We start from the raw sequence: 26945 nt of genomic DNA, 5'->3' as shown, positions 1-26945 counted from the left end.
ACTCGGCGACGTCGAACGCGCGCGACACGTCCCCACGACACGCTGAATTGATCAATCCGATATCTGGACCACTAACGTTTAAAATGCGCTCTTTTGCCCGACCTGCACTACTGTGAGGCGATCTCGAAGCCGACGAGGAGTAACAGGCGATGGATAACAGCAGGGCCAAGTTCGTGGGTCCGGCAGTCGCTGTTGGCGCGGTGTCGCTCGGACTGATCATCATCGGTGCGTGCGGTGTCGGGCAGCAGGATGTCTACGTGCCGGCGCCGCCGTTGAGCGCGGACCTGGCCGCCGCCCCCGCGCGGTCGGCGGACGAGCCCACCTCGACCACGGTGCACATCCCGATCCCGCCGTCGCCCAGCTGGCGGATCGCGCCGTACATGTCGCCGCGGAAGCCGTTCAGCCTCAGTTCCACCGAGACCTCGCCGTCGGAGACGCCACCGCCCGAGGGCGAACCGGCGCCCGAATCCCGCCCGGCCGAGGCGACGACCGAATCCCGGCCCGCCGAGACGACGACGCGCCCGCCGGAGACCACCGAAGACGAGCCGACGACCACCCGGCCACAGATCCCCACCCGGCAGAACCCCACCCGAACCGTCACCCCGCCCCGCGTGGGCGATGACGAAGCGTCCGAGGACTATCCGCCGACCCACGCCTTCGACCGCGCGACCCCGACCACTGTCGTCCCGGCCGACACCGGCGCCACCCCGACCACGGTGACGACCACCGAGGCGGCGACGACCACCGCAACCCCGGCCCCCACTACCGCCGAGGGCTGACACAACGATGGTGCGCACCCGAACCCCGGGCACGCACCATCATCGACGAAGCTACAGCTCGACCAGGTCGTACTCGCCGATCCGGTCGGCCAGTTCCCGCCGATGTTCCAGCGCCCCACCGAGTGTCTGCCCGATCGCGGTCAACCGGGCGACATAGTGGCTCACCGGGTACTCCGCGGTGACGCCGATGCCACCGTGCATCTGGATCGCCTCCTGGCCGATGTGCTCGGCCGACTTCCCCACCTGCAACCGCGCCCGTGACGCGACCACCGGATCGTTGCCGCCGTCGGCCAGCGCCGCCGTCGCGTACAGGCTCATGCTGCGGGCCAGTTCCAGCGAGACGTAGCAGTCCGCCGCGCGCTGGGTGAGCACCTGGAACTTCGACAGCGTGACCCCGAACTGCTTGCGGGTCTTGAGGTATTCGGTGGTGAGCGTGAGCGCGACCTCCATCGCCCCGACCGACTCCGCGCACAGCGCCGCCTGCGCGTAGCCCTGGGTCAGGGCGATCTGCTCGGCGGCGTCGACGGCGTCACCGAGCAGCTGGCCCGCCGCGTTGTCGAAGTCGAACTGGGCGGCGCGACGACCGTCGAAGGTGCGGTACGACCGTCGTTGCACGCCATCCTGATTCGGGTCGACCAGGAACAGCCCGGTCCCGCCGCCGGGCAGCAGTGCGCTGACGATCACCTCGTCGGCCACATCACCGCGCAACACCGGATTCTTCACACCGGTCAGCGCGTAGTTGTCGCCCTGGGCCACCGCGGTGGTGGTGAGCTCCGTGGACGGCCACCGCAGGCCGGGCTCGGCGTGCGCGAAGGCGAGCAGGATGGTTCCCTCCGCCAGCGCGGGCAAGAGCCGTTGACGCTGCTCGGCACTGCCTGCCAGCCGCAGCAGTTCGGCCGGGATCACCACCGAGTCGAGCACCGGTTCCGGGGCCAGCGCGCGACCGAGCTCCTCCTGCACCAGCATCGCCTCGACCGGGCCCGCGCCGACACCACCGTCCTCCTCGGGAATGGTCAGCCCGAGCACCCCGAGGTCGGCGAGTTGCTTCCAGACCGTGCGATTCCAGCCGGGGTCGGTGTCGCCGCTCTTGGTGAGGGCTTCGCCGTCGTAGAACCGGTGCAGCAGTTCGCGCACGGTGTCGCGCAGCATCGTCTGTTCTTCGGTCAGTGCGAGTTCCATGTCAGCGCCTCACAATCCGAGGATCGTGGAGGAAATGATCGAGCGCTGGACCTCGCTCGAGCCTCCGTAGATGGTCACCTTGCGGTAGTTCAGGTAGCCGGGGCCGGTGTGCTGGGCCCACGCGGGCGAGGCGATGTTGTCGGCGTCGACCGGCAGCGCGTCGGCGCCCGCGACGTCGAGCAGCAGTTCGGTGGCGGCCTGCTGCAAATCGGTGCCCTTGAGCTTCAGTACCGACGACGCCGGATTCGGCTTGCCTTCAACAGAATTGGAGACCACCCGCAACTGGGTCAGTTCCAGGGCGAGCAGTTCGTTCTCCAGCTCGGCCAGCCGCGCCGCGAACACCGGGTCGTCGAGCAGCGTGCCGCGCCCGGTCCTGGTCGCGCGGGCGTAATCCTTCGCGAGGCCGAGCTTGACCTTGGTCTTGCCGACGCCGGTGATGGAGGTGCGTTCGTTGCCGAGCAGATACTTGGCGTAGGTCCAACCCTGGTTCTCCTCGCCGACGAGCTGATCGGCGGGCACCCGGACGTTCTCGAAGAACACCTCGTTGACTTCGTAGCTGCCGTCGATCAGCTTGATCGGGCGCATGGTGACACCGGGCGACTTCACGTCGAAGAGCAGGAAGGAGATGCCCGCCTGCTTCTTCGGCGCGTTCGGGTCGGTGCGCACGAGGCAGAAGATCCAGTCGGCGTACTGGCCGAGCGTGGTCCAGATCTTCTGGCCGTTCACGATGTAGGAGTCGCCGTCGCGCACCGCCGTGGTACGCAGTGACGCGAGGTCCGAGCCCGCGTCGGGTTCGGAAAAGCCCTGGCACCACCAGATGTCGAGCGCGGCGGTGGGCGGCAGGAAGCGCTGCTTGAGTTCCTCGGAACCGAACTGGGCGATCACCGGGCCGACCATCGAGGCGTTGAACGTGAGCGGCTCCGGTACCGAGGCCAGCTGCATCTCGTCGAGCCAGAGGTGGCGCTGCATCGGCGTCCAGTCCTTGCCGCCCCAGGCCACCGGCCAGTTCGGCACGCACAGGCCGTTGTCGTTGAGGATCTTGTTCGCGGTGACGATGTCCTCGCGGGACAGATCCTGGCCGTGCTTCACCCGATCGCGGATGTCGGCGGGGATCTCGGTCGCGTAGAAATGCCGGAGCTCGTCGCGGAAAGCGACCTCTTCCGGGGACAGGGCTAACTTCATACGGGTCTCCCAGTCACTCGTAGCCGTCGAAGAGAAACCTACCCTTCGGTAATCCTCGGTGTCGACTACATCACACACGATGGCTGTCCCAGCGGCCCCCGCCGCGCTGTCGGCGGCTCGGCGACCCGCGCGACGACCTGGTACGTTGCCAGACGAACCGGACTATCCGGCGACGAGCATCCATCGAGGAGTCACGGGTGAACGGCAGATCCATCGCAGGTAGAGCAGCGGTCGTCACCGCCGCGAGCATCGGCGCGCTGGCCCTGCTGGCCCCGAGCGCGATCGCGTCGCCCACCGACGACGCGATCGGCCACCTCACCCACCTCGCCGGCGAGGACACCACGGCGAAGGCCGGTGTCGGCGCGATCGCGAGCTTCACCGGCATCGTCGGCGTCGACGCCCTGCGTGACATCTCGACGCAGTTCACCCCCTTCACCTACGCGGCCCCCACCTTCGGCTGCGGCAGCAATGGCCCGATCACCACGATCATCGCCGCGGCGTCGTTCGAAGGGCCGGGCCCGCGCACCGCGACGAGCCTGACGCCGGGCGATATCCGTTTCAGCGCGAGCCCGCGCCACTCCGGCGTTCCGCTGGCCTCCGGCCTCAGTGTCGCGTGGGTCAACGTCAACAACGGTCAGAGCGGCATCGTCGGCCTCGACGACCAGACCGAGTTCAATCTGCCGTCACTGTCGAAGACGGTGCACAGCGGTGCGGGCACCGTGGTCGCCTCCATGTGGGGAACCATCGACTACGCGGGCGCCCGCTGCGTGATGACCCCGACCGTCGGCACGTTCGTCGTGCCCGATCTGCCGGTGGTGGTCCCCGAAGCCCCCGCGGCACCGCCGGCCCCCGAACCGCAGGCCGTGAGCCCGGGCTCGGGTGAATCCTCCTCGAGCGCACCGACATCGAAGGCCCCGGCGCCCGCTCCGGTCGAAACGCCCCAGCCCGCCCCGGTGCCCGCTCCCCCGGCCCCGCCCGCGGCGACCAACGTCGGCGGCTGAGCCGGGTTCAGTAGGTCCCCTGGCCGGCGGACGAATTCGCCGACCGGACAACGGCGGCCCGGTTCCGCGCGCCGGTCACCTCGACGGTCGCGTCAGCCGATCGGGCGGATGCGCAGGACCGTGCCCTCCTCGGAGCCCGCGAGCAGCGCCGACGGGTCGGACGGGTCGGCGACGACGGCCGTGAGCGGCTGAGTGGCGACGACGGTGCACGCGGTGCCGGTGTTCGGGTTGACGCGGACCAGGTGCCCGGCCAGCGTCGTGACGTACAGGGCACCGTCGCGCACAACCAGGTCATCGACGAAATCGGGCAGTGTGCCGAACGAGGTCAGGTCGGCGACAGTGGTCGCCGCGCCCGGGTGGGTACGGGACAGTCGCAGTACGCGACCGACGGGTCCACCCGCACCGACGAAGTTCGCGGTGACGTAGACCGAGTCACCCGACACCACAACACCGTTGGGTCCCTCGATGCTGACGGCCGACCACCAGTCCATGTCCTCGCTGCCGTCGCGGCGCAGGCGGTGGAGTCCGTTGCCGGTGGTCACGTACAGATTGCCGTCGGCGTCGAAGGCGGCACCGTTGGGCTGCGGGAAGCCGGTGGCGAAGGCGACGGGGTTCGGGCGCGCGGCCGCCGGGTCGAAGCGGACGATGCCGCCCGAGCCGGCCAGCGGCGAGTTACCGGTGACCACGTACAGCAGTCCGTCGGGACCGAGCCGGACGGCACCGGGCGAGGGCACGGCCACCGTGGCGGTCAGGCGCCCGTCGCGGTCGTAGCGCTGGACCTCGCCGCGCATGACCCGCGAAACCCACAGGTCACCCTGGGCGTCGATGCCGAAGTTCTCCGACCAGTCCAGCAGCGGCACACTCGACCTGATCGCGACGTCCTGGCGCGCCTGTCCGCACAGGGACAGCGGGGCGGCGCCCGCGACGGCGCCGGAACCGAGCGAGGCGCTGGTCACGACAGCCGCACCGACCACAACACGGACGACGCAACGACGGAACGACAACATCTGTAACCCTCGACTCTGTTGACCCGGTTCGACGCGCGAAGTCTAACGGCTGCGGGCCCACCGTGTGCAGCCCACGTCACCTGCGGTTCCCATCACGGGGTACCACGTACTAGTGCTGTCTCCCAGAACAATTCGATCGGCCGAACAGCGATAATCGACAGGTGCCCTATTTCGACAGCGAGCGTGGACGATTGCACTGCCGGTGCTGGTCCGTCGACCGACCGGCGGCGCGGCTGGCGCTGCTGCCGGGTACCGGTCAGCACAGCGGCCACTATCACCGCTTCGCCGCGGCGTTGCGTCCCGCCGGGATCGAGCTGTGGGCCCTCGACACCTCGGGGCAGGGACTGAGCGAGGGCGATCCCGACGCGCCGGGCACCATCGACGAGCTGACCGCCGACGCGCGGGGATTTCTCGAACTCGTCCGCGCCGATCACCCGGACCCGCCGGTGTTGATGGGGCACTCCCTCGGCGCCGTGACCGCCGTGCACCTCGCCCACGAAAACTCCGCTGACCTGGCCGGACTCATCCTGTGTGGTACTCCGCGCCGCGTCGCCGACATCGCGCCGGAGCCCGGTCTCGCGCTGCTCGCGGTGCACGGCGTGGACGACCGGCGCGCACCCGTCGATGTAATCCGGCTATGGACAGCACGGCACCGATCGGTAGATTTGCGCGAGTACGCCGACGCCGGACACGACCTGTTGCACGAACCGGTGCAGCACCGCGTGGCGGCCGATATCGCGGAGTGGGTACTCACCGCGGTGCGATGAACGACGAAGGGGGAACCGGTGCAACCGAATCGAACGGGGCTGCCGAATACGGCGGCTCTCGGCCAAGCCGTCGACGAGGGCGGGTTGTGGATCGACGGGGTGCTCGTCGCCGACGGCGCGCCCGAGCGCTGCGCGCTGCGCTACGAACGGCTGGCCGATGAGGTCGAGGCCCAGGTGCGGGCGCTCAGCGCGACCGCTGTCATCCCCGGTTTCGGTGGTCTCCCCTCGGGCGGCGCCCTGCGCACCGGTTTCGAGTCCAAGGCCACCGAGGCACTCGACGAACTGCGCGCCTACGCGAGCACCGCGCGTGACCTGGCCGCCGTGTTCCGCGCCGCCGGGGCGAACTTCCGCGAGGCCGATCAGGCACTGGCGGGCGCGGTCGCCGCGATCGAGGTTCCCGGTGATGGCGATGCGTAGCATTTCCGGCCGTACCGATGTGGACTACGTTTCCGTCGTCGAAGTCTTCGACAACCTGTCCCATGCCGACATTCACAGTGCGGTAAGGCAACTCGATCCAGCCGCACTGGCAGGCGCGGGCGAGACGTTCCTCACCACCGCCTCGGGCCTCGGCGACGGCGTCGAGATCGCACACGGTGAGATCCGTGCCGCCATCGCCGACGGCTGGCGCGGCGCGGCGGCCCAGCAGGCCGCCGACGCGGTACGCGACTTCGAGCAGGCCGGTCGGCGCATCGCCGATGTCTTGACCGCGGTCGGCGTCCGGCTCAGCCAGGCCGGTGACGCCGCCGAGTCCCTGCGCTCCGCGGTCGCGGAACCCGAGGGGGCACAGCCCGATCCGGCGGCCGCGCTCCTGGACTCCGAGCAGGCCGCGAACAACGCCACCATCACCCGCGAGGCCGAGAACGCCCGCCTCGACGCGGTGCAGGCGATGGAGACGATCTACGCCGGAGCCTTCCTGCCGACCGGGTCCGGGGTACCCGCCTTCACCGGAATCGCCACGGAGACAGGAACTGTCACCGCCGCTGCGACGGCGTCGGGTGCCGCTCTCCCGGCCGGAATTCCGCAGGCGAGCGCCGTCGTCTCGTCGGCGACGACACCGGCCACCGTCACCGCCGCCACGATGCCCGCCGCATCCGCGCCGGTCGCCGGAACTGCGGGCACCCTCTCCACCGGCAACGGCGCGCTCCCGACCAACGGGACCGCCGCGACCCCGGGCGTGGTCGCGAACGGGACGACTCCGGCGACTACCGCCCCTGCCGCGACAACAGCCCCGAACCAGCCGCCTGCCAACGCCAGCAGGGTGAGCACCACCACCCCGGCCTCGACCACGGCCTTCCCCGGCACGATGTCCGTCAGTGCCCGAACCCGTCGCGCGGGAACCTCGACTACGTCCGTACCCGCCGGCGCGACACCGCCCCCCGGCGAATCGAACGACGAGACCCACTCGGCGAACACCGCGGCCGCCGGCAACGCGACGGGAAGCGATACGGCCACGGAGGCAGCGAGCGAGGGCAGGCAGGAGCGCGATCCCTCGGTGTCCGGTGGCGAAGCCGCCACCGGGATGGGCGCGGGCGCGATCGGCGGAATGATGGGTGGGGCGATCGCCGCCGCGGATCAGACGCGGCCCTCCGGTGGTCCGCGTCCCGCCCAGGTGGCCGAGGAGCTCGAGGACGAGGAAGACGAGTTCCTGCGGTTCCTCGAGGAGGAGCCGACCTACCTCGAGCCCGCCGACGAAGTGAACGCGCTGATCGGGAAGATGGAGCCGACCAGTCCCGCGGTGCTCGGTGAGTGGACCGAACGGGAGTGAACTGGCACTTCACCCCGGACCAGTTCGCGCTGGGCTGGGCGCGCACCGACGGCGACCGGATCCCCTATCCGCTCGCCGTCCGTGCGTCCGCACGCGACACCGTCGAGCGGGCAGCCCAGCAACCCGCGCTCGACGCCTGGTGTGCTCGCACCCTCGACGCCGACCTCGCGGCCGCCCTGCGGGTGCTGGCGAAACCGGAGATCCGGGTCGAGGTCTGTGGTCACGCGCCCGCGCCGGTGCGGATGCTCGGCGCGGTCACCGCGGATGTCGCGGTTCTCGCGGTGCAGGATCCCGGTAGCGCTGCCGACCGTGGCGGTTCGGTGCACGTGCAGGTCGGTAGTACGAAACGTCTTGCCGCCCAGGTGTTCTCCCGGCTCCCCGCCCAACGCCCCGGACTCACCCCGCGCATCACGGCACCGGCGACCCGGGTCGAGGAGGACAGCCGCGACCTGGTGACCGCCCCCGTCGCCGGCCCGTCCGACGCGGCGCGCATACGCCGGCTCCTCCAGCGCCCCCGCACTGGCATCGGCCAGATCCTCGTCGCGGCAGGCACCGACCCCAAGCCCTCGGGCGTGCTGTCGTGGATCGACCTCACCGGCGACGGCCGCTACCTGGTCCACGCCAGCCGCCACATCGACATTACCCCCGCCACCCCCGACACCGCCGTCGAATGGCTACGCCGCCTACTCCGCAGCGTCTGAATCAGCCGAGCTGGAGAAAACCGGCGAGGTCCGCGAGTTCTTCGGCGGTATCCGGGAGGTACTCGGTGAGCAGGGGTGAGCGGATGACGATCGCCTTCCACATAGCCCGGCACAGCGTGGCATGGATGACGGTGCGCGACAACAGCGGCCGCATCCCGAAGGGCGCGTCGGCGGGGGTCGACGTGGTCATCGACAACAGGACCACCGCGGCTTCCCGGCCACGGAAGCGATCCGGAGTACCCACCAGCACGTCTTCGATCTTGGCGCGGGCCAGCAGCGTCCGGATCCGCGCCACCTGGGCGGCGTACGGCGCGACCACGAAGATGTCGTGTGGGTGGAGTTTGCGGGTTCCGCCGTCGGAGGTCCACGTCTCGCCGAGCAGGATCCGGACCTGGCGCACCACTTCGCGTGCCTCGGCATCGGATTCGGTGGCACTGCCGCGGTGCTCGACGAGCACCGTGCTCACCCCGGGCGCGATCCCCGCCAGATCCCTTGTCAGCGTGATGGCCTCGTCCGCGCGCAGCCGGCCGTCGTAGCAGCAGGCCGACACGGGCTCGCAGATCGCGGGGTGCATGCGCCAGGTCCGGTCGAGGAAGTAGCCGCGTTCGACGGGCAGGGTCCCCGCGCCTGCACACAGCCATTCCAGGGCCGAGACCTGCACGGGCTCCGGATGTTTCGCCTGCGCCCTGGCCGGGACCGGATCGCCGATCAGCAGCAGGTTGCGCGCGCTCACCGCGACCGCGACGGTGTCGGCCAGTGAGCATTCGCCCGCGTCGGCGATCACCAGCAGGTCGAGCGCGCCGGGCGCGATCAGTCGTTCGTCGACGAAATCCGCCGTGGTACCACCGATCACGCACCCGTTGACAGCATTGTCCAGAAAGCGCGGGTACCGGGCGGCATCGATCGCCGACCAATCCGGACCGACCGAGGCGACGTCCTTCTTCGCCACGAGTTCGGGCAGCAGGCCCGCTTCCACGACCGCGTCGAAGATCCGCTCGATCACCGCGTGCGACTGCGCCACCACCCCGATCCGCCATTTGTGGCGGGTGACGAGCCGCTCGAGCGCACGCCCGGTGATGCCGGTCTTGCCGGTACCGGGCGGCCCGTGCACGGCCAGGTACGAGGCGTCCAGTGCGCCGACCGCGTGGGCGAGGACGGCGCCGAGATCGTCGTGGGGCTGCGGCAGCGCCATCCCGTCGCGCAGCCGGGGCGCGCGACGCAGCAGCACATCGTAGACCGCGTTCTCCGGCACCCACGGCAGGCTCATCAGCAGATCCTGAGCGGTGTGCTCCAGTGCGGCCTCGATCTCGGCCTCCCCGTCGGGCGGGCCGGGAGCGATGGCGGCGGGCAGGTCGTCGTAGGGCGGGCAGCCTGCCGGGAGCAGCTCTTCCAGCCGGACGGTGTCGTCGAAATTCGGGTCGACGGCGCACCCGAGCACGGTGGCGGTGGCGGTGGCGCGGCGGCCGAGCGTCTGGGTCATGCCCGCCGCGGCGGCACCGTCGTAGATGGTGACCATCTGGGTGCCCGGGGTGAGCGTCGCGCCCGTGCCCAACCTGCCGGTGAGCGTCAGGTAGCGGCGCATCGTCGGAAGCTGTGGCGTGCGATGCCATTTGGTGTCGACGGTGCCCCATTCGACGACGAGCACACCCGGTGCGTCGGCCCAGTCGCCGACCGGATGGCCGAGCCGATCGATGTGGGCCCACCAGCGCGGCTGCCGTTCACGCCGGTGATAGCCCAGGACCGCGGCCGTCAGGGCGGCGGCGCGCGCCGAATCCCCCTGCGCGTCCGCGGCGAACTCGCTCAGCGCCGCTTCCAGCGAGCCGGGGTGCAGCGAGGGCGGCACGTCGGATTCCGCCACGGCGAACCGGGTGCCCGGCACCGCGATTCCCGCGTCGGCCGCGCGGTCGAGCAGCCAGTCGCGGATGCCCAGAACCGTCGCCGCCCGACCCGGCGTATCCGGCAGCAGCGCGGCGAGTCCCGTTGCGTCATAGGACTGTTCGCCGATCAGCAGCGCCGTGCGCACGATCGGCGCCAGGTCGACCAGCGCGCCCTCGGCCAACAGCTCGTCCAGCAGATCGGCACCGGTGCCGAGCCTGCCCGCCCCATCGAGCAGTGCCGTGCGAATATCCGAACCGTAGTGGTACACGCGCACATCCGGATCCGCCGCCCGATGCTCGGCGATGATCTCCAGCAGCTCCTCGAGCACTCCCCCGTCCTGCGTCGACGGGCCCGCGTGTTCGAGGCCGAGAGAGCTGCGCGGCACCGCGTCGACACCGGTCTGGCGCGGATCGGCGGCAAGCGGATCCGCCGGGTCGTCGCCGATGGCCGAGTCGTCACCGATGACTATGCGCCCGAACGAGATGGTGTCCGCTTCGGCCGGATCGGCGCTGGGGTAGCCCGCCGCGTTCGCGGGTTCGACGCCGCCGGGCCCGAAGACCACGGCGTTGGTGTCCATCGGACCGACGGGCATACGCGGCCGGTAACCGACGCTGTTCGGCTGCTCCACACCGGCAACGACCGGCCGGAAGACGATGGTGGTGGCGTCGGCGAGTTCGAGGCCGGTCATGGCGCCGTGCCGGTCCAGGTCGATGACCAGGGCGAGGTCGCCGGGGCGCGGTGCGGGCAGGGCCCCGAGCGCGGTGGCGTCGCGCAGGGTGAAGGCCGGGCGGCCGGTGCGTTCGCGGACGAGCTGGATATCGGCTTGTTTACGCAGGGCCGCCAGCGTGCGCGGAGCCAGTCCTGGGACAGGCGTACCGGTGGTGGCGAGACGATCGATCGTGAGCACACCGGCCTCACGCAGCCTGGCCCGCTGGGTGGGTCGGATCCCCGCGACCAGCAGCAGGTCTCGCGCATTCGCCGCCGCGGCACGGCAGCTCGGGCACCGCCCGCAGGCCAGATAGCGCGGGTCACCCCACTGGACCGGCAGCAATTCCGCCAGCTTGTCCTCGATGATGTGCTCCACACGAGCCCGCCGCGCCGAATACACCGGCGCCAGTTCCGCGCTCACTTCGCGCCGCACACCCTCGGCGGTCCACAGATACGCGCAGGGATCGACTCCGATCCCCGCATCGGCGAGTGCCTGCGCGCACGCCGCGAATTCCAGGCGCGCACTCAGCAATTCACGAGCCGGATCGACCTTGATCGCCTGCACCGACGCCGCGACGCGCTCGAAAGGCGTCCGGCCCGCGGCCAATTCGCGTCGCAGCACCCGGCTGTCGGCAGGAGATACCGCGCCGGATCCGGCGAAACTACTGAACTCCTCGTCCACCGATGCCGAATCGCGTGCCGGCAGAGGCGTTCCCGCCGGACCTGGCGACACCGCAGCGTCCTCGACGTGCGACCACGCCGACGGCGCGTTCCCGCGACCGTCGCCACGATGCGGCGCGCCGGGAACGCCGACCGAATACTCACCGAGCGCGCTGTGCACGGTGTAACCAGCGCGACCACGGACCAGAAGGTCGGCACCACAGGCGAATCGACCGTCGAAGAACACCGCGCCGTAGATCGCCTCGGCGCCGGAACTCAGCGCTCGCGCGGTGTGCTCCGCGGCGGCGGTCAGCGCCGCGATCCTGGCCGTCGCGTCGCCACCGAGCACCTCGGGCGACGGGATCCGGACCAGCCTGTCACCGAAGTGGGCGACCAGTTCGGCGGACGGTTCGGCCGCGCGCACCAGCGGGGCTGTCGTGTCGGGAACCCCGGGCAGATTGCCGAGAGCGGCGTCGATTCCGCGCAACACCGCGAACTCACAGTTCGCCGCGCGCGCGAGATCGCCGACGGCACCGACCACCCGATCACCGGACACGAACAAGCGCGGCCCTCCTGTGTTCACGCACACCCGACGCCCATCACCTTAACCAGCGCTGCGAGCGACCAGGGCACTACCCACGGACAGGACGAACGCGCCTGACCTCGGCCCTGGTGCGCACGAGCGGACTAGGTGCGCGGCTTACGCCGTTCGGTGCGCGGACGTGCCTCGCGGTCGCGGCGCGGGCCGCGAGCGTTCAAACGCTGCGCCGGTGCGCCCTGGTCGGGCGTCAGCTGGATCAGCACACCGCTGATCCTGGTGCGCCGCAAGGCTTCCAGCGTTTCGTTGGGCAGGTTGGCAGGCAGCTCGACGAGGCTGTAGTCGGGCCGGATGCTGATGTGACCGAAGTCGCTGCGACGCAGGCCGCCCTCGTTGGCGATGGCGCCGACGATCGCGCCGGGCACCACACGGTGCCGCTTGCCGACACTGATCCGGTAGGTGGCGAGTTCTTCGCCGTTCTCCCGGTTGAACGACGGCGGACGCGGGGCGCGGTCCTCGTCGTCGTAGCGGCGCGGTGCGCGCTCACGGTCGCGGTCGTAGTCACGCTCGCGGCGCGGGGCGGGCTCCGGCTCGGGCGACATGAAGAAGTTGTCGCCGTCGTAGCCGCCCACGGCCAGTGCCGCGGCGATGTCGGCGAGCGGGGTGTTGTGCTCGGCCTCGTAGTCCTCGATCAGCTTGCGGAACAGCGCGATGTTGTCCGAGGCCAGGTTCTCGGTGATCGAGTCACCGAACTTGGAGGCACGCGTGGCGTTCACGTCGTCGACGCTCGGCAACTGCATCTCGGTGAGCGCGCTCTTGGTGGCCCGCTCGATCGACTTGAGCAGGTGACGCTCGCGCGGGGCCACGAACAACAGCGCCTCGCCCGAACGGCCGGCCCGGCCGGTGCGGCCGATGCGGTGCACGTAGGACTCGGTGTCGTGCGGGATGTCGTAGTTGACGACATGGGAGATGCGGTCCACGTCGAGACCACGCGCGGCGACATCGGTGGCGACCAGGATATCGATGCCACCCGCCTTCAGCTGGCCGATGGTGCGTTCGCGCTGGTTCTGCGCGATGTCACCGTTGATCGCGGCGGCGGAGAAACCACGCGAGCGCAGCTTCTCGGCCAGCTCTTCGGTGGCCTGCTTGGTGCGCACGAAGATGATCATCGCCTCGAAGGTTTCGACCTCGAGCACGCGAGTGAGGGCATCGAGCTTGCGCTGATGCGACACCTGCACATAGCGCTGGGTGATGTTGGAGCTGGTCTGCGTCGTGGACTTGACCGTGATCTCGACCGGATCGTTGAGGTACTGCTTGGAGATCTTGCGGATCACACCCGGCATGGTGGCCGAGAACAGCGCGACCTGCTTGTCCTTGGGGGTGTCACGCAGGATGCGCTCGACGTCTTCCTGGAAGCCCATCTTGAGCATCTCGTCGGCCTCGTCGAGCACCAGGTAGCGCAGCTGCGACAGGTCCAGCGTGCCCTTCTCCAGGTGATCGATCACGCGGCCGGGCGTACCGACCACGACGTGCGCGCCACGGCGCAAACCCGACAGCTGCACGCCGTAGCTCTGCCCGCCGTAGATCGGCAGCACGTGCAGACCCGGGATGTGCGAGGAGTATTTGCCGAACGCCTCGGCGACCTGGATCGCGAGCTCACGAGTCGGCGCGAGCACCAGGGCGCTCGGCTTGCGCTGCGCGGTGTCCAGGTTCATCAGGATCGGGATCGCGAATGCCGCGGTTTTGCCGGTGCCCGTCTGTGCGAGGCCCACCACGTCGGCGCCGGAGAGCAGCGGGGGAATCGTCGCCGCCTGAATCGGGGACGGCGACTCGTAGCCCACATCGGCGATGGCCCGCAGCACGCGGTCATCGATCCCGAGATCGGCGAAAGTCGGGCCGGTGTCGTTCCTGTCGTTGTCGGCAGGAACGCTGTCGACCTCATTTGTACTCATTGACCACGAGTTTACTGCCTGGCGGTAGCTGCCCCAACCACCAGGTGAATACGGTGAGACCTATGCAACTGCGCGACGGGTCAGCACATCAGGAACTTCAGCCGGTGACAGTAGGGATCGCGGTGGTCCAATTCGCCCCCGGAACCGATCCCGAAACCAATCTGTCGACCCTGCGAGAACACGTGCGGACGGCGGCCGCAGCGGGTGCGCGCGTGGTGCTCGCGCCCGAATACTCGATGTTCGCTGTGACTCGGCTCGATGAGCGGGTGGTGGCGATCGCGCAACCACTCGACGGTCCGTTCACCAGTGGACTCGCGGCGCTCGCCGCCGAATTCGGCGTATTCATGGTTGCCGGTGTGGTGGAGTTGCCGTCACCGGGGGCGACCCGGATCAGCAATACCCTCGTCGCGCACGGGCCCGACGGCGCGCGCGTCGCGGTGTATCGCAAGGTGCATCTCTACGACGCGTTCGGTCATCTGGAATCGGATGTGGTGGCAGCGGGGCCGCTCGTCGCGCCTGCGACTTTCGCTGTCGACGGTGTGGTATTCGGCATGCAGACCTGTTTCGATCTGCGATTTCCGGAAGGGTGTCGGCGTGTCGCGGCGGCGGGCGCACACGTGTTGCTGCTGCCCGCGCAGTGGATTCCGGGACCGGCCAAGGTCGACCAGTGGACGACGCTGCTGCGGGCACGCGCCATCGAGAACACGGTGTACGTGGCCGCGGCCGATCAGTGCGCGCCACGCGGCGCGGGTTCGTCGATGATCATCGACCCGGCGGGCACGGTGCTGGCCGAACTGGGCGATGAACCGGGCGTGGCCTCGGCAACGGTCGACACGGCGCATCTGGCCAGGGTGCGCACCGCCAATCCCAGCCTGTCGCTGCGACGGTTCACCGTTTCCGAGGCGTCCGGAGCGGAGTAGCGTTCGAGGCGATGGTGTACCCCGATCGGGCAGCGGCGGGCCGCGCTCTCGGCACGGCCCTCGAACACCTGCGGACCACCCGTCCACTGGTGCTCGGGTTGCCACGTGGGGGTGTGCCGGTGGCGGCGGCGGTGAGCGCGGCGATCGGCGGGGAACTCGATGTCCTGCTGGTCCGCAAGCTGGGGCTGCCATCGCAGCCGGAGCTGGCGATGGGGGCGCTCGGAGAGAGCGGACTGCTGGTCCTCAATCGTGACGTCGTCGAACACAGCCGGGTGAGCACAGAGGCGTTCGACGAGGTGGAACTGGCCGAGCGGGCCGAACTACGCCGTCGGCAGGCGATCCTGCGGGTCGGCGACTCGATCCCCCTGGCGCGGCGCACGGTGGTGATCGTCGATGACGGGATCGCGACCGGGGCCACGATGGTGGCCGCGTGCCGGGTGGCGCGGGCGCAGCGGCCGGATCTGCTGGTGGTGGCCGTGCCGGTGTCCGCGCCCGAGGCGGCGCGGCGGGTCGAGCGCGAATGTGACGAGCTCGTCTGCCTGTGGACGCCCACCGACCTGGGTGGAGTCGGCATGGCGTACAGCGACTTTCACCAACTGGACGATGACGAGGTCATCGCGCTCCTGCGCTGAGACGCCTGTCGACCTCAGCCGAAGCACTGACCTTCGCCGCGGTAGGTGGGAACCGTCGTGCGGGTGCCCGCCTCGTCGACCAGATGGAGCTCGGCGAAGCGTTCGCACAGTTCGCCCGCCTTGGCATGGCGGAACCAGACGCGATCACCGATCTCGAGTTCGGCGCCACCGGCCAGGGGCGTCTGGACCTCGCCCGCGCCTTCGGAGCCGAGCAGCTTCAGCCCCGCGGGCCACACGGGGACCGGGACGCGGCTCGGACCCGCGGGGCCCGACGCGATGTAGCCGCCCGCGAAGACGGTCGCGATGGTCGGTGCGGGTTTGCGCAGGACAGGGGTGGCGAAGAACAGCGCGGGGCGGGGCGTGAACGAGCGGTAGTGGTCGAACAGGGTCGGCACGTAGAGGCCGGAACCGGCGGTCACCTCGGTGACATCGGGATCGGTGATCGAGACTTCGATCGAACCGGTGCCACCGCTGTTGACGATCTCCAGCGGGCCCGTCACCGCCCGGACAGCATCGACCACCCGGGTACGGCGGCGCCCGATTTCGAGTGCGGACAGGCGTTTCACCACGCGCACCGCGGGGTTGCTGTCGGGCAGTCCGGCGATCTGCGACTCGTAGGTCATCACACCGACCACAGCGAACCCGCGCCGCAGCGCCTCGGCGGCCAGCGCGGCGGCGTCCTCGGGGCTGCGCACGGGCGAGCGCCGGGCACCCAGGTGCAGGGGGCCGATCCGCAAAGCCGCGTCGACGTCGAGGCAGACGCGGGGGTGGACCAGCTCGGTGCCGAGCGCGGCCCGGGTGAGTTCGAGCTGGGCGACATCGTCGATCATCAGCGTGATCGCCTCGAGCAGGGCCGGGGCGGCGGCCAGTTCGGCCAGCGCGGCACGGTCGAGAACCGGGTACCCGAGCAGCACGTCGCGGGCACCGAGGCGGACCAGCCAGATGGCCTCACGCAGCGAGTACGCCATGATCCCGGCGAAGCCGTCGCGGGCGGTCAGTCCGTCGCCGAGTACGCGCTCGAGCACCGCCCGGCAGCGCACGGATTTACTCGCCACCCGCACCGCGATGCCGTTCGCGCGCCGGACCAGGTCGGCGGCGTTGCGGTCGAGCGCGGTCAGGTCGACGGCGGCCAGCGGCGGGTCGAGCTCCGCGGTCGCCGCGTGCAGATGATGCAGCGATGTCGTCGGTGTCACACGACTACTGAACCACCTATTTGGTCAGTCGTCCAGCATTGCGGGTCAGCTTTCGACCGCCTTCAGCGTCAAGCAGCCGACCAGGTCGTCGATCACCACGAGGATCGTCTCGTCGTTTCCGTCGGCCAGCCAGCGCAGCACCGCGCCGTGGAACACCGACACGAGGTAGCCCGCCACCGAGTCGACCGGCTCCAGCCACTGCGTGCCGGACAGGCGCGCGCACATCCCGAGGAAGTCGGCGGCCTCGTCGTCCATCTCGCGGAACATCGCGACGGCGGTCGGGTCGCCGATGGTGTCACCGGTGGGCGCCCACCGCAGACGCAAGGTCTGCAACGCGGCTTCATAGGCGGCGATTCGCCGGGCTGGCGCGGCCTTCACCAACGGCCAGTAGGTGCTGAGCCCGGCATGTAAGAACACCCGCAGCGCCCGAACGCCGGTAGCGTCCGAACTGGCGGCGGCTTGTTCGACGGCATCACATACGGCGGGCCGTAGCGAAATTTCAGTTAGTTCACGGCTGGCGCTCAACGACGACTCCTCGGCAACAAATATCGCTGCCCGCGGCGATGCGAGCTTGGTGGTCACCGAGCTCGATCTTAGAAGGTTTTCAGGATTCACGAACTGGTTCAGCCATCCTTTTCAGACTGAAAGATTGTTTTGTTATCCGAATGCGACCTTTTGTAAAACCGACCATACGGCCTCAATTTGTCGCATTCCTGGATATCCGACACCCCCGCGCCGGAATCCGCGCACCTGGTCGATTGTACAAGTAGGCCCTGGTCAGCTCCGTGGGTGTGAGCGACGACGCTCCGGAGGTGTGTGCGACGGCACAGTGGCACCCACCGGAACGGACGCAACACATCCGGTGACCGATCCGCGAACTCGGCGCGGCGGCGACGGAGTCGCCGATAACCTGGTCAGGTGACTCTTTCGCCTCCTGCCGACCAGTTCGCTCTCAGCGGCACCTTCAATTTCCGCGATGTGGGCGGCCTTCGTACCGCCGACGGCACCACCGTTCGCCCCGGCGTCCTGCTGCGGTCGGCCCAGCTGAGCGGTCTCGACGACAAGGGGCACGACACCCTGCGTGAATTGCGGGTCACCGATGTGCACGATCTGCGCGGCATCGTGGAGATCGACCACATCGGCCACGACACCCTGCCCGGCGACGTACGGCTGCACGTGACGCCGTTCGATTCGCGGATGGAAGAGGCGCCGCCGCACGAGGCGAAGACCATCTCGGCGTTCGCGCACATGATCGAGGTCTACCGCGCCTTCCCGACGCTGCCCGAGGCGCACACCGCGATCGCCGAGCTGGCCGGCTCGGTCGTGCGCGGCGACGGCGCGGTGCTGGTGCACTGCGCGGCGGGCAAAGACCGCACCGGCTGGGCCGTGGCCACGCTGCTACGCGCGGTCGGCGTCACCGAGGAGGACGTGTACACCGACTTCCTGGCCAGCAACGCGGCGGTCGAACCGCTGCGCAGGCTGCTGGAGCCGAAGATCGGCAACGGCGACGCGCTCTCCGACGACCTGCTCGGCGTCCGCGAGGAATACCTGCGCACCGCCGACGCCAGCGTCCGCGAGACCCACGGCGACATCGAGACCTACCTCACCACGGTCGGCCTCACCGGCGACCTCCGCGATGCCCTGCGAGCGCGCTTGCTCTGACCCGCCCGGATCAGAGCCCGCTGACGCGACGGCTCGGGTCCACCCGGACCAGTCCGTCGGCATCGATGCTCACGAAATCGCCCGTGTGGAACCAGCTTCCGCTGAACCGGGCGGCCGAGGCGTCGGGGTTGTTCCAGTAGCGGCGGCTGACATTCGGTCCGCGACACAGCAATTCGCCGTGACCGGTGCCTGCCTGCGGGCCGGCCAGGGCCAATTCGGTTCCGCCGAAGGCGAATCCGAGGGCCGATCCGGCGTCGACACGCTCGGTGTCGTCGACCACGAGGCCGATTCCACTGGTCTCGGTGGCCCCCCAGACCGACCACTGCTTGGCCGCGGGGAACAGCCCGCGCAGCGCGGCGGTGAGGGTGGCGGGGGCCGCCGCGGCGGCGCGTTCGGAGCGGTGACAGGCCTTGCTGATCCGGCGTACACCGGCGCCGGCACGGCGGGCGACGAGTTCGGGTACCAGCCCGGCGAGGATCCGCGGCGTCCCCGAGACGGTGTCGATCCGCTCCCGCACCAGCACGTCGGCGAGACTGCGCGCACCCGGCGCGAGCACGACCGTGCCACCCACCGCGAAGGTGGGCAGCAGCTGATCCACGCACCCGCTGGCATGGGCGAGCGGCAGCAACACCAGATTGCGCAACCCGTCGGCGGGCAGCCCGAGCGCGCCGACCACCGACGACACCGCCGACAGCAGGTTCTCGTTGGACAGCTCCACACCCGCGGGCATGGACCGACGGGTGCCGGTGTAGCAGAGCAGCGCCGGATCATCCAGGGCCGCACCGTCATCGATGTAGGCGGTGCTGTCGGGCAGCGGGCCGTCGGGGCCGAGGACGAAATCGGCTCTGCTGTCGGCGATCACGCGGTCGGCGATCGCGGCGGGCAGGGCGTCGGGCACCAGCACCGGCACTGCACCCGAGAGCAACGCGCCGAGAAACGCCTGCACCCAGCGCGCGCTGGTCGGCATGTGCACCGCGACCCGATCGCCGTAGCCGATGCCGTGACCCTGCAGGCCGCCCGCGATCCGCGAGGCGCTGTGCCAGAGTTCGCGGTAGGTCAGCCGCGGCCCGCCGACCTCCACGACCGCCTCCCGATTCGTGAACGAGTGCACGCGCAGGTCCAGCAGTTCGGTGAGGGCCGGGCTGAGGTCGCCGTAGCGCAGCACGCCGTCGGAGCCCCGCCGCAGCTGCGTTGCCGCACTGGTGGCGGGGAACTCGAAGACGGCCGCGCCCGGTTCGTGCTCGCCATGACCCATCCGGACCTCCGTACGTCGATACAGCCGCACCTGTGACTATATGACGTGGATCACATCACTGTCAGGCAGTCGGCGCGCTCATTCGCCGCGATAGGTCGCCTTACCCGGTCCGATATCGAGAAAGCTGCGGACCGCGCCGCGCAGGTCCGCGGTGGCGAACAGCTCGCCCGAGACCTCCGGCGTCACCGAATCAGCGTGTGCCACACCGCGGGAACGCCACGCCTCGATGATCTGCTTGGTCGCCGCGTGCGCGCGTGTCGGGCCGTCGGCGAGACGGGTGACCAGCGCGCGAGCCTCGGTCTCCAGGTCCTCGTGGACCGCGTTGACCACGCCCCACTCGGCCATCGTCGCGGCAGGGTAGAGGTCGCCGGTCATCACGAACTCGCGGGCGCGGCCCGAACCCGCCCGCTCGGCGAGCCGCTGCGGCCCGCCCATCGACGGCGTGAGCCCCACCACGGTCTCCACCAGCCCGAACTTCGCCTTCGGCGCGGCCAGGATGATGTCGCAGGCCAGCGAGATCTCGAAGGCGGCGGTCAGGGTCAGCCCGTGCGCGGCGAACACCACCGGACACGGCAGCGCTTCCAGGGGGTGGATGATCTGCTCGAACAGCTCACGCCACAGCTGCGCGCCCTCCTCGACGGTTCGGCCGTCGAAGATGTTCACGTCGACTCCGCCCGAGACGACCTTTCCCTCGGCCCTGATCAGCAATGCCCGCGGCGGCAGCCGGCGCACCGCGGCGATATCGGCGATCAGCGACGCGATGAGTGTGCGATCGAACAGGTTCAGCGGCGGGTGGTCGAGGGTGATCGTCGCGAACTCGGCACCGGCTTCGGTGAAATCGCGGATGAGTCGGGTTGGCTGGTTTTCACTCATCGGGTCAGCGTAGAACCCGGGCCCGCGGCCGACAGCGTCAGTCGGACCGGCCGACCGGAATCGGTCGCGCACGTCACGGAACCGCGGGCTGTCGGTGGTCGTTGGCATGATGAGCTCTGGGGCGCGCAAGTGCCCTACAGTTCGACTCGTTGGGGCGAAGAGGAGGACGACGCCGTGTTCAAGAACGCGATCGAAAAAGCCGTGGTCGATGTGCTCGACACCGGATCGAAGCTGCAGGCGCCGGCCGTACGCCGCTATGTCGAGTTCCTGCGTGAGCGTCATCCCGGGGAGAGTCCGGCCCAGATCGTGACACGGCTCGAAAAGCAGTATCTGCTCGCCGTCACCGGCAGTGGCGCCGCGGTCGGCGCCACCGCGGCGGTGCCCGGGGTCGGCACGATCGCCGCGCTCGGGGCCGTGAGCGCCGAGACCGTGTTCTTCATGGAGGCATCGGCGCTGTTCACCCTGGCCCAGGCCGCGGTGCACGGCATCGAGCCCGAGAACAAGGAAGCCCGGCGCGCGCTGGTGCTCGCGGTCGTGCTCGGTGACGCCGGAATGGCGATCGTGCAGAAGGGGCTGAGCACCCAGTCGAAGAACTGGGCGGGCGCGCTGGCAGGCAAGGTTCCCGGCCTCGGCGGGATCAACAGCAAACTGCTGCAACAGTTCATGAAGCGCTTCATCACCAAGCGCGCCGCGCTGATGGCGGGCAAAGTGCTGCCCGCCGGCATCGGCGCCGCCATCGGTGGCGCGGGCAACCGGGCGCTGGGCAAGGTCACCATCGAGAACGCGCACAAGGCTTTCGGCCCCGCGCCGACGATGTGGCCCACTCCGCTGCACAACGTGATCGACGCCGATCCGCTGCCCGCGATCGGCACCGGCAAGGTGAACAAGAAGTGAGCAGGAGCCGCGGCGGTGACGCTGTGCTGGTGCGTGGCGTCGGCAAACAGTTCGGTCCGGTGAGCGCGGTCCACGAGATCGACTTCACCGTCCCGGCGGGGTCGGTCACCGCGCTCGTCGGTCCCGCGGGAGCAGGCAAGTCGACGGTGCTGCGGATGGTGCTGGGACTCCAGCAGCCGACCACCGGCGATATCGAAGGCCCCGGCCACGGTCCCGCCGCGGTCGGGGCGGTACTGAGCCCCCGTGGGCTGCATCCGGCACGCACCGTGCGCGAGCAGCTGCGGTGCTACGCGCCGGTCGCGGGCGCGTCCCGTCGCCGGGTCGCGGCGGTGCTCGACGAGACCGGGCTCACCGCCGTCGCCGAAACCGTGGTGGCGCAGCTGCATCCGGGTCAGCAGACGCGTCTGGCCCTGGCCATGGCGTTGCTGGCCGATCCCCCGCTGCTGGTGCTCGACGATCTGTTCGCGGGTGCGAACGGCATCGAACGCGGCTGGCTGCACGAGCTGCTGCGCCGCCAGGTGAACCGCGGCGGCACCGTGCTGGTGAGTTCGGACGCACTGGCCGATGTGGTGGCGAGCGCCGATCAACTCGTGGTGCTCAGCGAAGGCACTGTCGTCTGGCAGGGCGCACCGGCCAAGCTGCGCCGCGGCCATCCCGACCGGCTCGTCGTCGCCGCGTCCCCGTCCATCGCACTGGCGACCGCGCTGGCGGGACGGGGCTTCACCGACGCGGTGATGCGCCCCGACGGCCGGCTGGCCGTCGCCGAGGCGGACGAGGCCACCATCCGTGCCGTCGCGGAGCTCGCGCAGGTCCGGATCGGCAGCATCGTGGCCGACCCCATCCACCCCGACCGGGTGCTCGCCTCGCTCACCAAGCCACGCCGTCACCGGCACACCCTGCCCACACCGAATCCCGCCGCGTACGCCCCGGCGCCGACCTCGTATGGGATGCCCCGATGACCACCTCCGTGCTGCCCGCCGATCTCGTTCCCGGTATCGATACCGAGGCGCGCAAGATCGTCGCGCTGCGACAGACCCGGTTGCTGCTGGCCGCGCCGATCGCGCTGGCACTGGTCGGGACGCTGATCACCGCGATCATGTCCGGGCCTGCCGATCCGAAGGGTCAGCCCGCGACCGGCGCCGCCACGGTCGGGCTCTACCTCGGGATGATCGCGGTCTTCGTGGTCGCCGCACTGCTCGGCATCGCCGCCACCGGAGGTGAGTACCGGCACAAGACCATGGCGCTGAGCGTGCTGTTCGCGCCCGATCGCGACCGGTTGGCCATCGTGAAATACCTCGCCACCGCCGCGTTCGCCTTCGCTGTCGCGCTGGCCGCCGAGCTGGTGAGCTTCCTGGTGCTGCTCGTCGCGGCGCGCGGAAAATTCGCACTCGGCTGGCAGCTGATCGAGGTGCTCGCCGCCGGTCTGCTGGTCGCCATGTGCTGGGCGGTGCTCGGCGCCGGAATCGGGCTGCTGCTGCGCACCTTCAGCGGCGCGGTGTGGCTGGTGCTCGGCTGGGCGTTCGCGCTCGAACCGCTGATCTGGGTGGTGGCCAAGGGTTTCGGCGCGGGCGGATTCGCCGCGCTGCTGCCCGTCTCGGCCACGGTGGCCGGAGTGAGCGCGGGCTCGTTCGACGAGGCCGAGGTCTTCGCACCGACACCGGCGGCCCTGGTGGTACTGCTGCTGTGGACCGCAGCGGTCGGCGCCGCGGGGTGGTGGGACCTGCGCAACCGAGACCTGTAGTGCCCGCGACCGCGGGTTCGTCGGGCTGGATCCGCAGGCTCTGGCGGCTGTGCCTGGAACATCCGCGGCTGCTGGCGGGCATCGTGGTCTCGGTGCTGGCGGGTGCGGCCGTCGCGATCGCCGCACCGCTGGCCACCAAACGCGCGGTCGACGCCGCACAGGTGGGCGACACCGCGGTGATCGGCAGCGCCGCCGCTGTGCTCGCCGGGCTGGCTGTGACCCGGTTCGTCGTCACGTTCGCGCGCAGGCTCTGGGCGGGCAAACTGTCGCTGGAAGCGCAGCACAGCCTGCGGATTTCGCTGCTCGCCGCCCTCCAGCGGCTCGACGGCGCGGGTCAGGACGCGATCCGCACCGGACAGGTGGTGTCGCGCTCCATCACCGATCTGCAACTGGTGCAGGGACTGCTGGCGATGGTGCCGTGGTCGGGACTGGCCGTGTTGCAGTTCGTGCTGTCGGCGGTGGTGATGGTGTGGCTGAGTCCGCCGCTGGCGCTGGCCGCGCTGCTGGTCGCGCCCGCGATGGCATTGATCGTGTTGCGGATGCGGCCCCGGCTCTACGCGGCGACCTGGTCGGCCCAGCAGCGCGCGGCCGACCTCGCCGAACACGTCGAACAGACGGTGACCGGAGTCCGGGTGGTGAAGGGATTCGGGCAGGAATCCCGGATGGTCGACATCCTCGAAGACCACGGTCGGCTGCTGTTCGCCGAGCGGATGCGCGCCGCGCGGATCAATGCCAGGTTCGCGCCGGTGGTGTCGGCGCTGCCCCAGGCCGGGCTGGTCGCGGTGATCATCGTGGGCGGGGTGCTCGCCGCGCACGGCGCGATCGGCATCGGCACCTTCCTCGCGTTCACCGCCTATCTCGCCACCATGACGTCCTCGGCCCGCACGATCACCTCGGTGGTGATCATGGCTCAGCTCACCAAGGCCGCCGTCGATCGGGTCTTCGGGGTGATCGACGCGGCGCCGATACTCGTCGATCCAGCGGACCCCACCGAGCTGCCGCCGGGACCACTCGGGATCGAATTCGATGCTGTCGGTTTCGGTTTCGAACCGGATCAACCGGTGTTGCAGGAACTCGATCTCACCGTGCACCCCGGCGAGACGGTGGCGGTGATCGGCCCGGCGGGCTCGGGTAAGTCCACGCTCTCGCTGCTGCTCCCCCGCTTCTACGCACCCGATACGGGCCGGATCAACCTCGTCGGCGCCGACGGCACCCGCGTCGACCTGGCCGACCTGCGCGCCGACGAGCTGCGCGGCGCGGTCGGTGTCGTCTTCGACGATCCGTTCCTGTTCTCCGACACCATCGCCGCCAACATCGCGCTCGGCAGGCCCGACGCCACCGACGCGGAGATCGCGGCGGCCGCGAGGGCCGCCGCCGCGGACGAGTTCATCGCCGCACTGCCGGAGGGCTACGACACCGTCATCGGCGAACGCGGGCTGACGCTCTCGGGCGGTCAACGCCAGCGCATCGCCCTGGCCAGGGTGCTGCTCACCCGTCCCCGCGTGCTGGTGCTCGACGACGCCACCTCCGCGGTGGACGCCGTCACCGAAGCCGAGATCTTCCGTCGCCTGCCCGATCCGGGCGGGCGGACCACGTTGATCCTGGCGCACCGCGAATCGACGCTGGCCCAGGCCGACCGTGTCATCCGGCTGCCCGCACCCACCGGTTCGGTGGTGCCGACGGCCGCCGACCCGACCACCCCGCGCGACGACGCGGGCAGACCCCGATCCATGGCGTCGGCGTCGACCGACCTCAGCGAAACGCCGGAGCTGCGCGCCGCCGTCGACGCACTGCCACCGGCCACCGAAGACCCCGCCCTGCCCGGCGACCTGCGCGCACCCCAACCCGACTTCGGCCTGCGCGCACTGCTGCGCCCGGTCCGCGGCCTGGTGTGTGTGGTCGTCCTGTTGCTCGTCGTCGACGCGCTGGTCGGGATCGCCTTCCCGCCGCTGGTCCGCTATGCCATCGACACCGGTGTCACCGCCGGCGACGACACCGCGCTGCTCGTCTCGGCGGTGATCGGGATCGGTCTGGTACTGGTCGGTCTGGTGGTCGGCGCCGTGGTCACCGTCCTCACCGCGCGCACGGGCGAGCGCGTGCTGTTCGGTCTGCGGGTGCGTAGTTACGCCCAGTTGCAGCGGCTCGGCCTGGACTTCTACGAGCGTGAACTGTCCGGCCGCATCATGACCAGGATGACCACCGACGTCGACGCGCTGTCGACGTTCCTGCAGACCGGGGTCGCCACCGGGCTGGTCGCGCTGATCACCCTGATCGGCGTCGCCCTCGGGCTGTTCCTCATCGATGCGGGGCTGGCCGTGGTGGTGCTGATCGCCGTCGCGCCGATGCTGCTGGCCACCCTTGCCTTCCGGCGGGTGTCCTCGGTCGCCTACACCGTCTCGCGCGAACGGGTCTCGGTGGTCAACGCCGGATTCCAGGAGAACATCGCGGGCCTGCGCGCCGTGCAGGCCGCCCGCTACGAGCCTGCCGCCGCGCGGCGTTTCGCCGAATACTCCCACCGCTATCGCGATGCCAGGATCCGCGCCCAGCGCGCGATCGCGGCCTACTTCTCCTTCGGCCTCGCCTGGGCCGACGTGGCCTTGGCCGTGGTGGTCTACCTGGGCGCCAACGCCGTCGCCGACGGACGCACGTCCACCGGAACGCTGGTCGCGTTCGTGCTCTACCTCGGTCTGCTGTTCAGTCCCATCCAGGATCTGTCCCAGGTCTTCGACGGCTACCAGCAGGCCAGGGTCGGACTCCGGCGCATCGGCGACCTGCTGCGCACCACATCGTCGATCGCCGCCGACCCACCCGACGCGATATCTGTCGATCGCCTGCGCGGTGAGATCAGCTTCGACGACGTTCACTTCCGCTACCCCGGTGCGAGCGCCCCCGCCCTCGACGGCGTCACCTTCACCGTTGCGCCCGGCGCGACGCTGGCACTGGTGGGCCCGACCGGCGCGGGCAAGTCGACGATCGTGAAGCTGCTGGCCCGTCTCTACGACCTCCCGCCCGATCCGGCGGCGGGCGCGATCCGGGTCGACGGTGTGGATCTGCGTAAATATGTCCTCACCGAGTACCGGACGCGGCTGGGAATTGTGCCCCAGGAAGTTCACTTGTTCACCGGCGACGTGGCGAGCAACATTGCATTCGGGCAAACATTTGCCACATCGGTGGACATCGCGATCGCGGCCGACACCGTCGGGGCGTCGGAAATGATCAATGGTTTACCTCGAAAAATGCATCATCCGGTCGGTGAACGCGGCCGCGGGCTGTCCGCCGGACAGCGCCAGCTGATCGCCTTGGCCAGGGCCGAACTGGTCGATCCCGACCTGCTGCTCCTCGACGAGGCCACCTCCACCCTCGATCCGGAAACCGAGGCATCGGTGCTGGTAGCGAGCCGATCGCTGACACGGGGGCGGACCACCGTGGTGGTCGCGCATCGACTCGCGACCGCGGCGCGCGCCGATCTGGTCGCGGTGGTCGAACACGGCCGTATCGTGGAATTCGGCGCACCGTCAGACCTACTCGCCAGTAACGGCCGGTACTCCCGACTCTGGGCGGCGGGGCTGGAGGCAGAGGGCATAGTGTCGACCCAAGACCGGTAGCGACGCCTGTCAACCGCTGGGCATATGCTCGGTGAGGGCGCATCGGCAGCCAT

22 protein-coding genes are annotated in these 26945 nt (G+C 70.0%); 13 read left to right on the top strand and 9 right to left on the bottom strand.

What is annotated here, in order from left to right:
* The first annotated feature begins 149 nt into the window (after positions 1-149).
* Positions 150-779 (top strand): hypothetical protein, encoded by a 630-nt coding sequence (locus ACFVVI_RS28210; protein ID WP_387447522.1) that lies wholly within the window; start codon positions 150-152, stop codon positions 777-779.
* Between the two features lie 51 nt (positions 780-830).
* On the opposite strand, the gene ACFVVI_RS28205 is transcribed toward ACFVVI_RS28210, so the two are convergent.
* Complete coding sequence (locus ACFVVI_RS28205; protein WP_378993460.1) at positions 831-1958, bottom strand: acyl-CoA dehydrogenase family protein; 1128 nt, start codon at positions 1956-1958, stop codon at positions 831-833.
* Positions 1959-1967: 9 nt separating this feature from the next.
* On the bottom strand, positions 1968-3140 hold the full coding sequence (locus tag ACFVVI_RS28200; protein ID WP_378993458.1) for an acyl-CoA dehydrogenase family protein: 1173 nt from the start codon (positions 3138-3140) through the stop codon (positions 1968-1970).
* Positions 3141-3337: 197 nt separating this feature from the next.
* Here ACFVVI_RS28200 and ACFVVI_RS28195 point away from each other — a divergent pair, with 197 nt between their 5' ends.
* Positions 3338-4141 carry a hypothetical protein gene (locus ACFVVI_RS28195; protein WP_378993456.1) on the top strand — a complete coding sequence of 268 codons (804 nt, stop codon included), beginning with the start codon at positions 3338-3340 and terminating at the stop codon, positions 4139-4141.
* 92 nt (positions 4142-4233) lie between these two features.
* Here the strand turns inward: ACFVVI_RS28195 and ACFVVI_RS28190 are convergent, their stop codons facing one another.
* Entirely contained in the window at positions 4234-5148 is a 915-nt protein-coding gene (locus ACFVVI_RS28190; protein ID WP_387447521.1) for an SMP-30/gluconolactonase/LRE family protein, read from the bottom strand.
* Positions 5149-5309: 161 nt separating this feature from the next.
* Here ACFVVI_RS28190 and ACFVVI_RS28185 point away from each other — a divergent pair, with 161 nt between their 5' ends.
* The 4 genes from ACFVVI_RS28185 to ACFVVI_RS28170 are packed head-to-tail and all read left to right on the top strand — an operon-like array spanning position 5310 to position 8381.
* The gene (locus ACFVVI_RS28185) at positions 5310-5915 is read left to right on the top strand and encodes an alpha/beta hydrolase (protein WP_378993454.1); all 606 of its coding nucleotides are present in this window, start codon (positions 5310-5312) and stop codon (positions 5913-5915) included.
* A gap of 18 nt (positions 5916-5933) precedes the next feature.
* Positions 5934-6332 carry a hypothetical protein gene (locus ACFVVI_RS28180; RefSeq protein ID WP_378993453.1) on the top strand — a complete coding sequence of 133 codons (399 nt, stop codon included), beginning with the start codon at positions 5934-5936 and terminating at the stop codon, positions 6330-6332.
* Complete coding sequence (locus ACFVVI_RS28175) at positions 6325-7680, top strand: hypothetical protein (protein WP_387447520.1); 1356 nt, start codon at positions 6325-6327, stop codon at positions 7678-7680. The genes ACFVVI_RS28180 and ACFVVI_RS28175 overlap by 8 nt, the downstream gene beginning before the upstream one ends.
* Positions 7677-8381, top strand: coding sequence for an ESX secretion-associated protein EspG (locus tag ACFVVI_RS28170; RefSeq protein ID WP_379313689.1), 705 nt, complete (start codon positions 7677-7679; stop codon positions 8379-8381). The genes ACFVVI_RS28175 and ACFVVI_RS28170 overlap by 4 nt, the downstream gene beginning before the upstream one ends.
* 1 nt (position 8382) lies before the next feature.
* Here the strand turns inward: ACFVVI_RS28170 and ACFVVI_RS28165 are convergent, their stop codons facing one another.
* Entirely contained in the window at positions 8383-12183 is a 3801-nt protein-coding gene (locus tag ACFVVI_RS28165) for an AAA domain-containing protein (RefSeq protein ID WP_387447572.1), read from the bottom strand.
* Positions 12184-12314: 131 nt separating this feature from the next.
* Positions 12315-14117 (bottom strand): DEAD/DEAH box helicase, encoded by a 1803-nt coding sequence (locus ACFVVI_RS28160; RefSeq protein WP_378993449.1) that lies wholly within the window; start codon positions 14115-14117, stop codon positions 12315-12317.
* 62 nt (positions 14118-14179) lie between these two features.
* Between ACFVVI_RS28160 and ACFVVI_RS28155 the strand changes: the two genes are divergently transcribed.
* On the top strand, positions 14180-15037 hold the full coding sequence (locus ACFVVI_RS28155; RefSeq protein WP_387447519.1) for a carbon-nitrogen hydrolase family protein: 858 nt from the start codon (positions 14180-14182) through the stop codon (positions 15035-15037).
* Positions 15038-15048: 11 nt separating this feature from the next.
* Positions 15049-15669 carry a phosphoribosyltransferase gene (locus ACFVVI_RS28150; protein ID WP_387447518.1) on the top strand — a complete coding sequence of 207 codons (621 nt, stop codon included), beginning with the start codon at positions 15049-15051 and terminating at the stop codon, positions 15667-15669.
* A 14-nt stretch (positions 15670-15683) separates the two neighbouring features.
* Here ACFVVI_RS28150 and ACFVVI_RS28145 read toward each other — a convergent pair whose 3' ends face one another.
* Both ACFVVI_RS28145 and ACFVVI_RS28140 read right to left on the bottom strand, forming a co-directional pair.
* Positions 15684-16862, bottom strand: coding sequence for an amino acid deaminase/aldolase (locus ACFVVI_RS28145; RefSeq protein ID WP_387447517.1), 1179 nt, complete (start codon positions 16860-16862; stop codon positions 15684-15686).
* Between the two features lie 45 nt (positions 16863-16907).
* The gene (locus ACFVVI_RS28140; protein WP_378638373.1) at positions 16908-17477 is read right to left on the bottom strand and encodes a TetR family transcriptional regulator; all 570 of its coding nucleotides are present in this window, start codon (positions 17475-17477) and stop codon (positions 16908-16910) included.
* 303 nt (positions 17478-17780) lie between these two features.
* Between ACFVVI_RS28140 and ACFVVI_RS28135 the strand changes: the two genes are divergently transcribed.
* A complete protein-coding gene (locus ACFVVI_RS28135) occupies positions 17781-18524 on the top strand; it encodes a tyrosine-protein phosphatase (protein WP_387447516.1) in 744 nt (247 codons plus the stop codon).
* Positions 18525-18534: 10 nt separating this feature from the next.
* Here ACFVVI_RS28135 and ACFVVI_RS28130 read toward each other — a convergent pair whose 3' ends face one another.
* Both ACFVVI_RS28130 and ACFVVI_RS28125 read right to left on the bottom strand, forming a co-directional pair.
* The gene (locus tag ACFVVI_RS28130; RefSeq protein ID WP_379314358.1) at positions 18535-19779 is read right to left on the bottom strand and encodes a class I adenylate-forming enzyme family protein; all 1245 of its coding nucleotides are present in this window, start codon (positions 19777-19779) and stop codon (positions 18535-18537) included.
* A 78-nt stretch (positions 19780-19857) separates the two neighbouring features.
* Positions 19858-20652: an enoyl-CoA hydratase/isomerase family protein gene (locus ACFVVI_RS28125; protein WP_387447515.1), complete on the bottom strand. Its 795-nt coding sequence runs from the start codon at positions 20650-20652 to the stop codon at positions 19858-19860.
* A gap of 174 nt (positions 20653-20826) precedes the next feature.
* Here ACFVVI_RS28125 and ACFVVI_RS28120 point away from each other — a divergent pair, with 174 nt between their 5' ends.
* Genes ACFVVI_RS28120 through ACFVVI_RS28105 form a run of 4 tightly spaced genes read left to right on the top strand, consistent with a single transcriptional unit; the run spans position 20827 to position 26892 of the window.
* On the top strand, positions 20827-21546 hold the full coding sequence (locus ACFVVI_RS28120; RefSeq protein WP_387447514.1) for a hypothetical protein: 720 nt from the start codon (positions 20827-20829) through the stop codon (positions 21544-21546).
* Positions 21543-22505 carry an ATP-binding cassette domain-containing protein gene (locus ACFVVI_RS28115; RefSeq protein ID WP_387447513.1) on the top strand — a complete coding sequence of 321 codons (963 nt, stop codon included), beginning with the start codon at positions 21543-21545 and terminating at the stop codon, positions 22503-22505. The genes ACFVVI_RS28120 and ACFVVI_RS28115 overlap by 4 nt, the downstream gene beginning before the upstream one ends.
* On the top strand, positions 22502-23287 hold the full coding sequence (locus tag ACFVVI_RS28110; RefSeq protein ID WP_378993440.1) for an ABC transporter permease: 786 nt from the start codon (positions 22502-22504) through the stop codon (positions 23285-23287). The genes ACFVVI_RS28115 and ACFVVI_RS28110 overlap by 4 nt, the downstream gene beginning before the upstream one ends.
* On the top strand, positions 23287-26892 hold the full coding sequence (locus ACFVVI_RS28105) for an ABC transporter ATP-binding protein (protein WP_387447512.1): 3606 nt from the start codon (positions 23287-23289) through the stop codon (positions 26890-26892). The genes ACFVVI_RS28110 and ACFVVI_RS28105 overlap by 1 nt, the downstream gene beginning before the upstream one ends.
* Positions 26893-26945 lie beyond the last annotated feature (53 nt).

This window comes from Nocardia sp. NPDC058114 (assembly GCF_042884695.1).
GTDB lineage: Bacteria > Actinomycetota > Actinomycetes > Mycobacteriales > Mycobacteriaceae > Nocardia.
The sequence above is the reverse complement of the archived record's forward strand: the minus strand, read 5'-3'. Positions and strand labels throughout refer to the sequence as shown.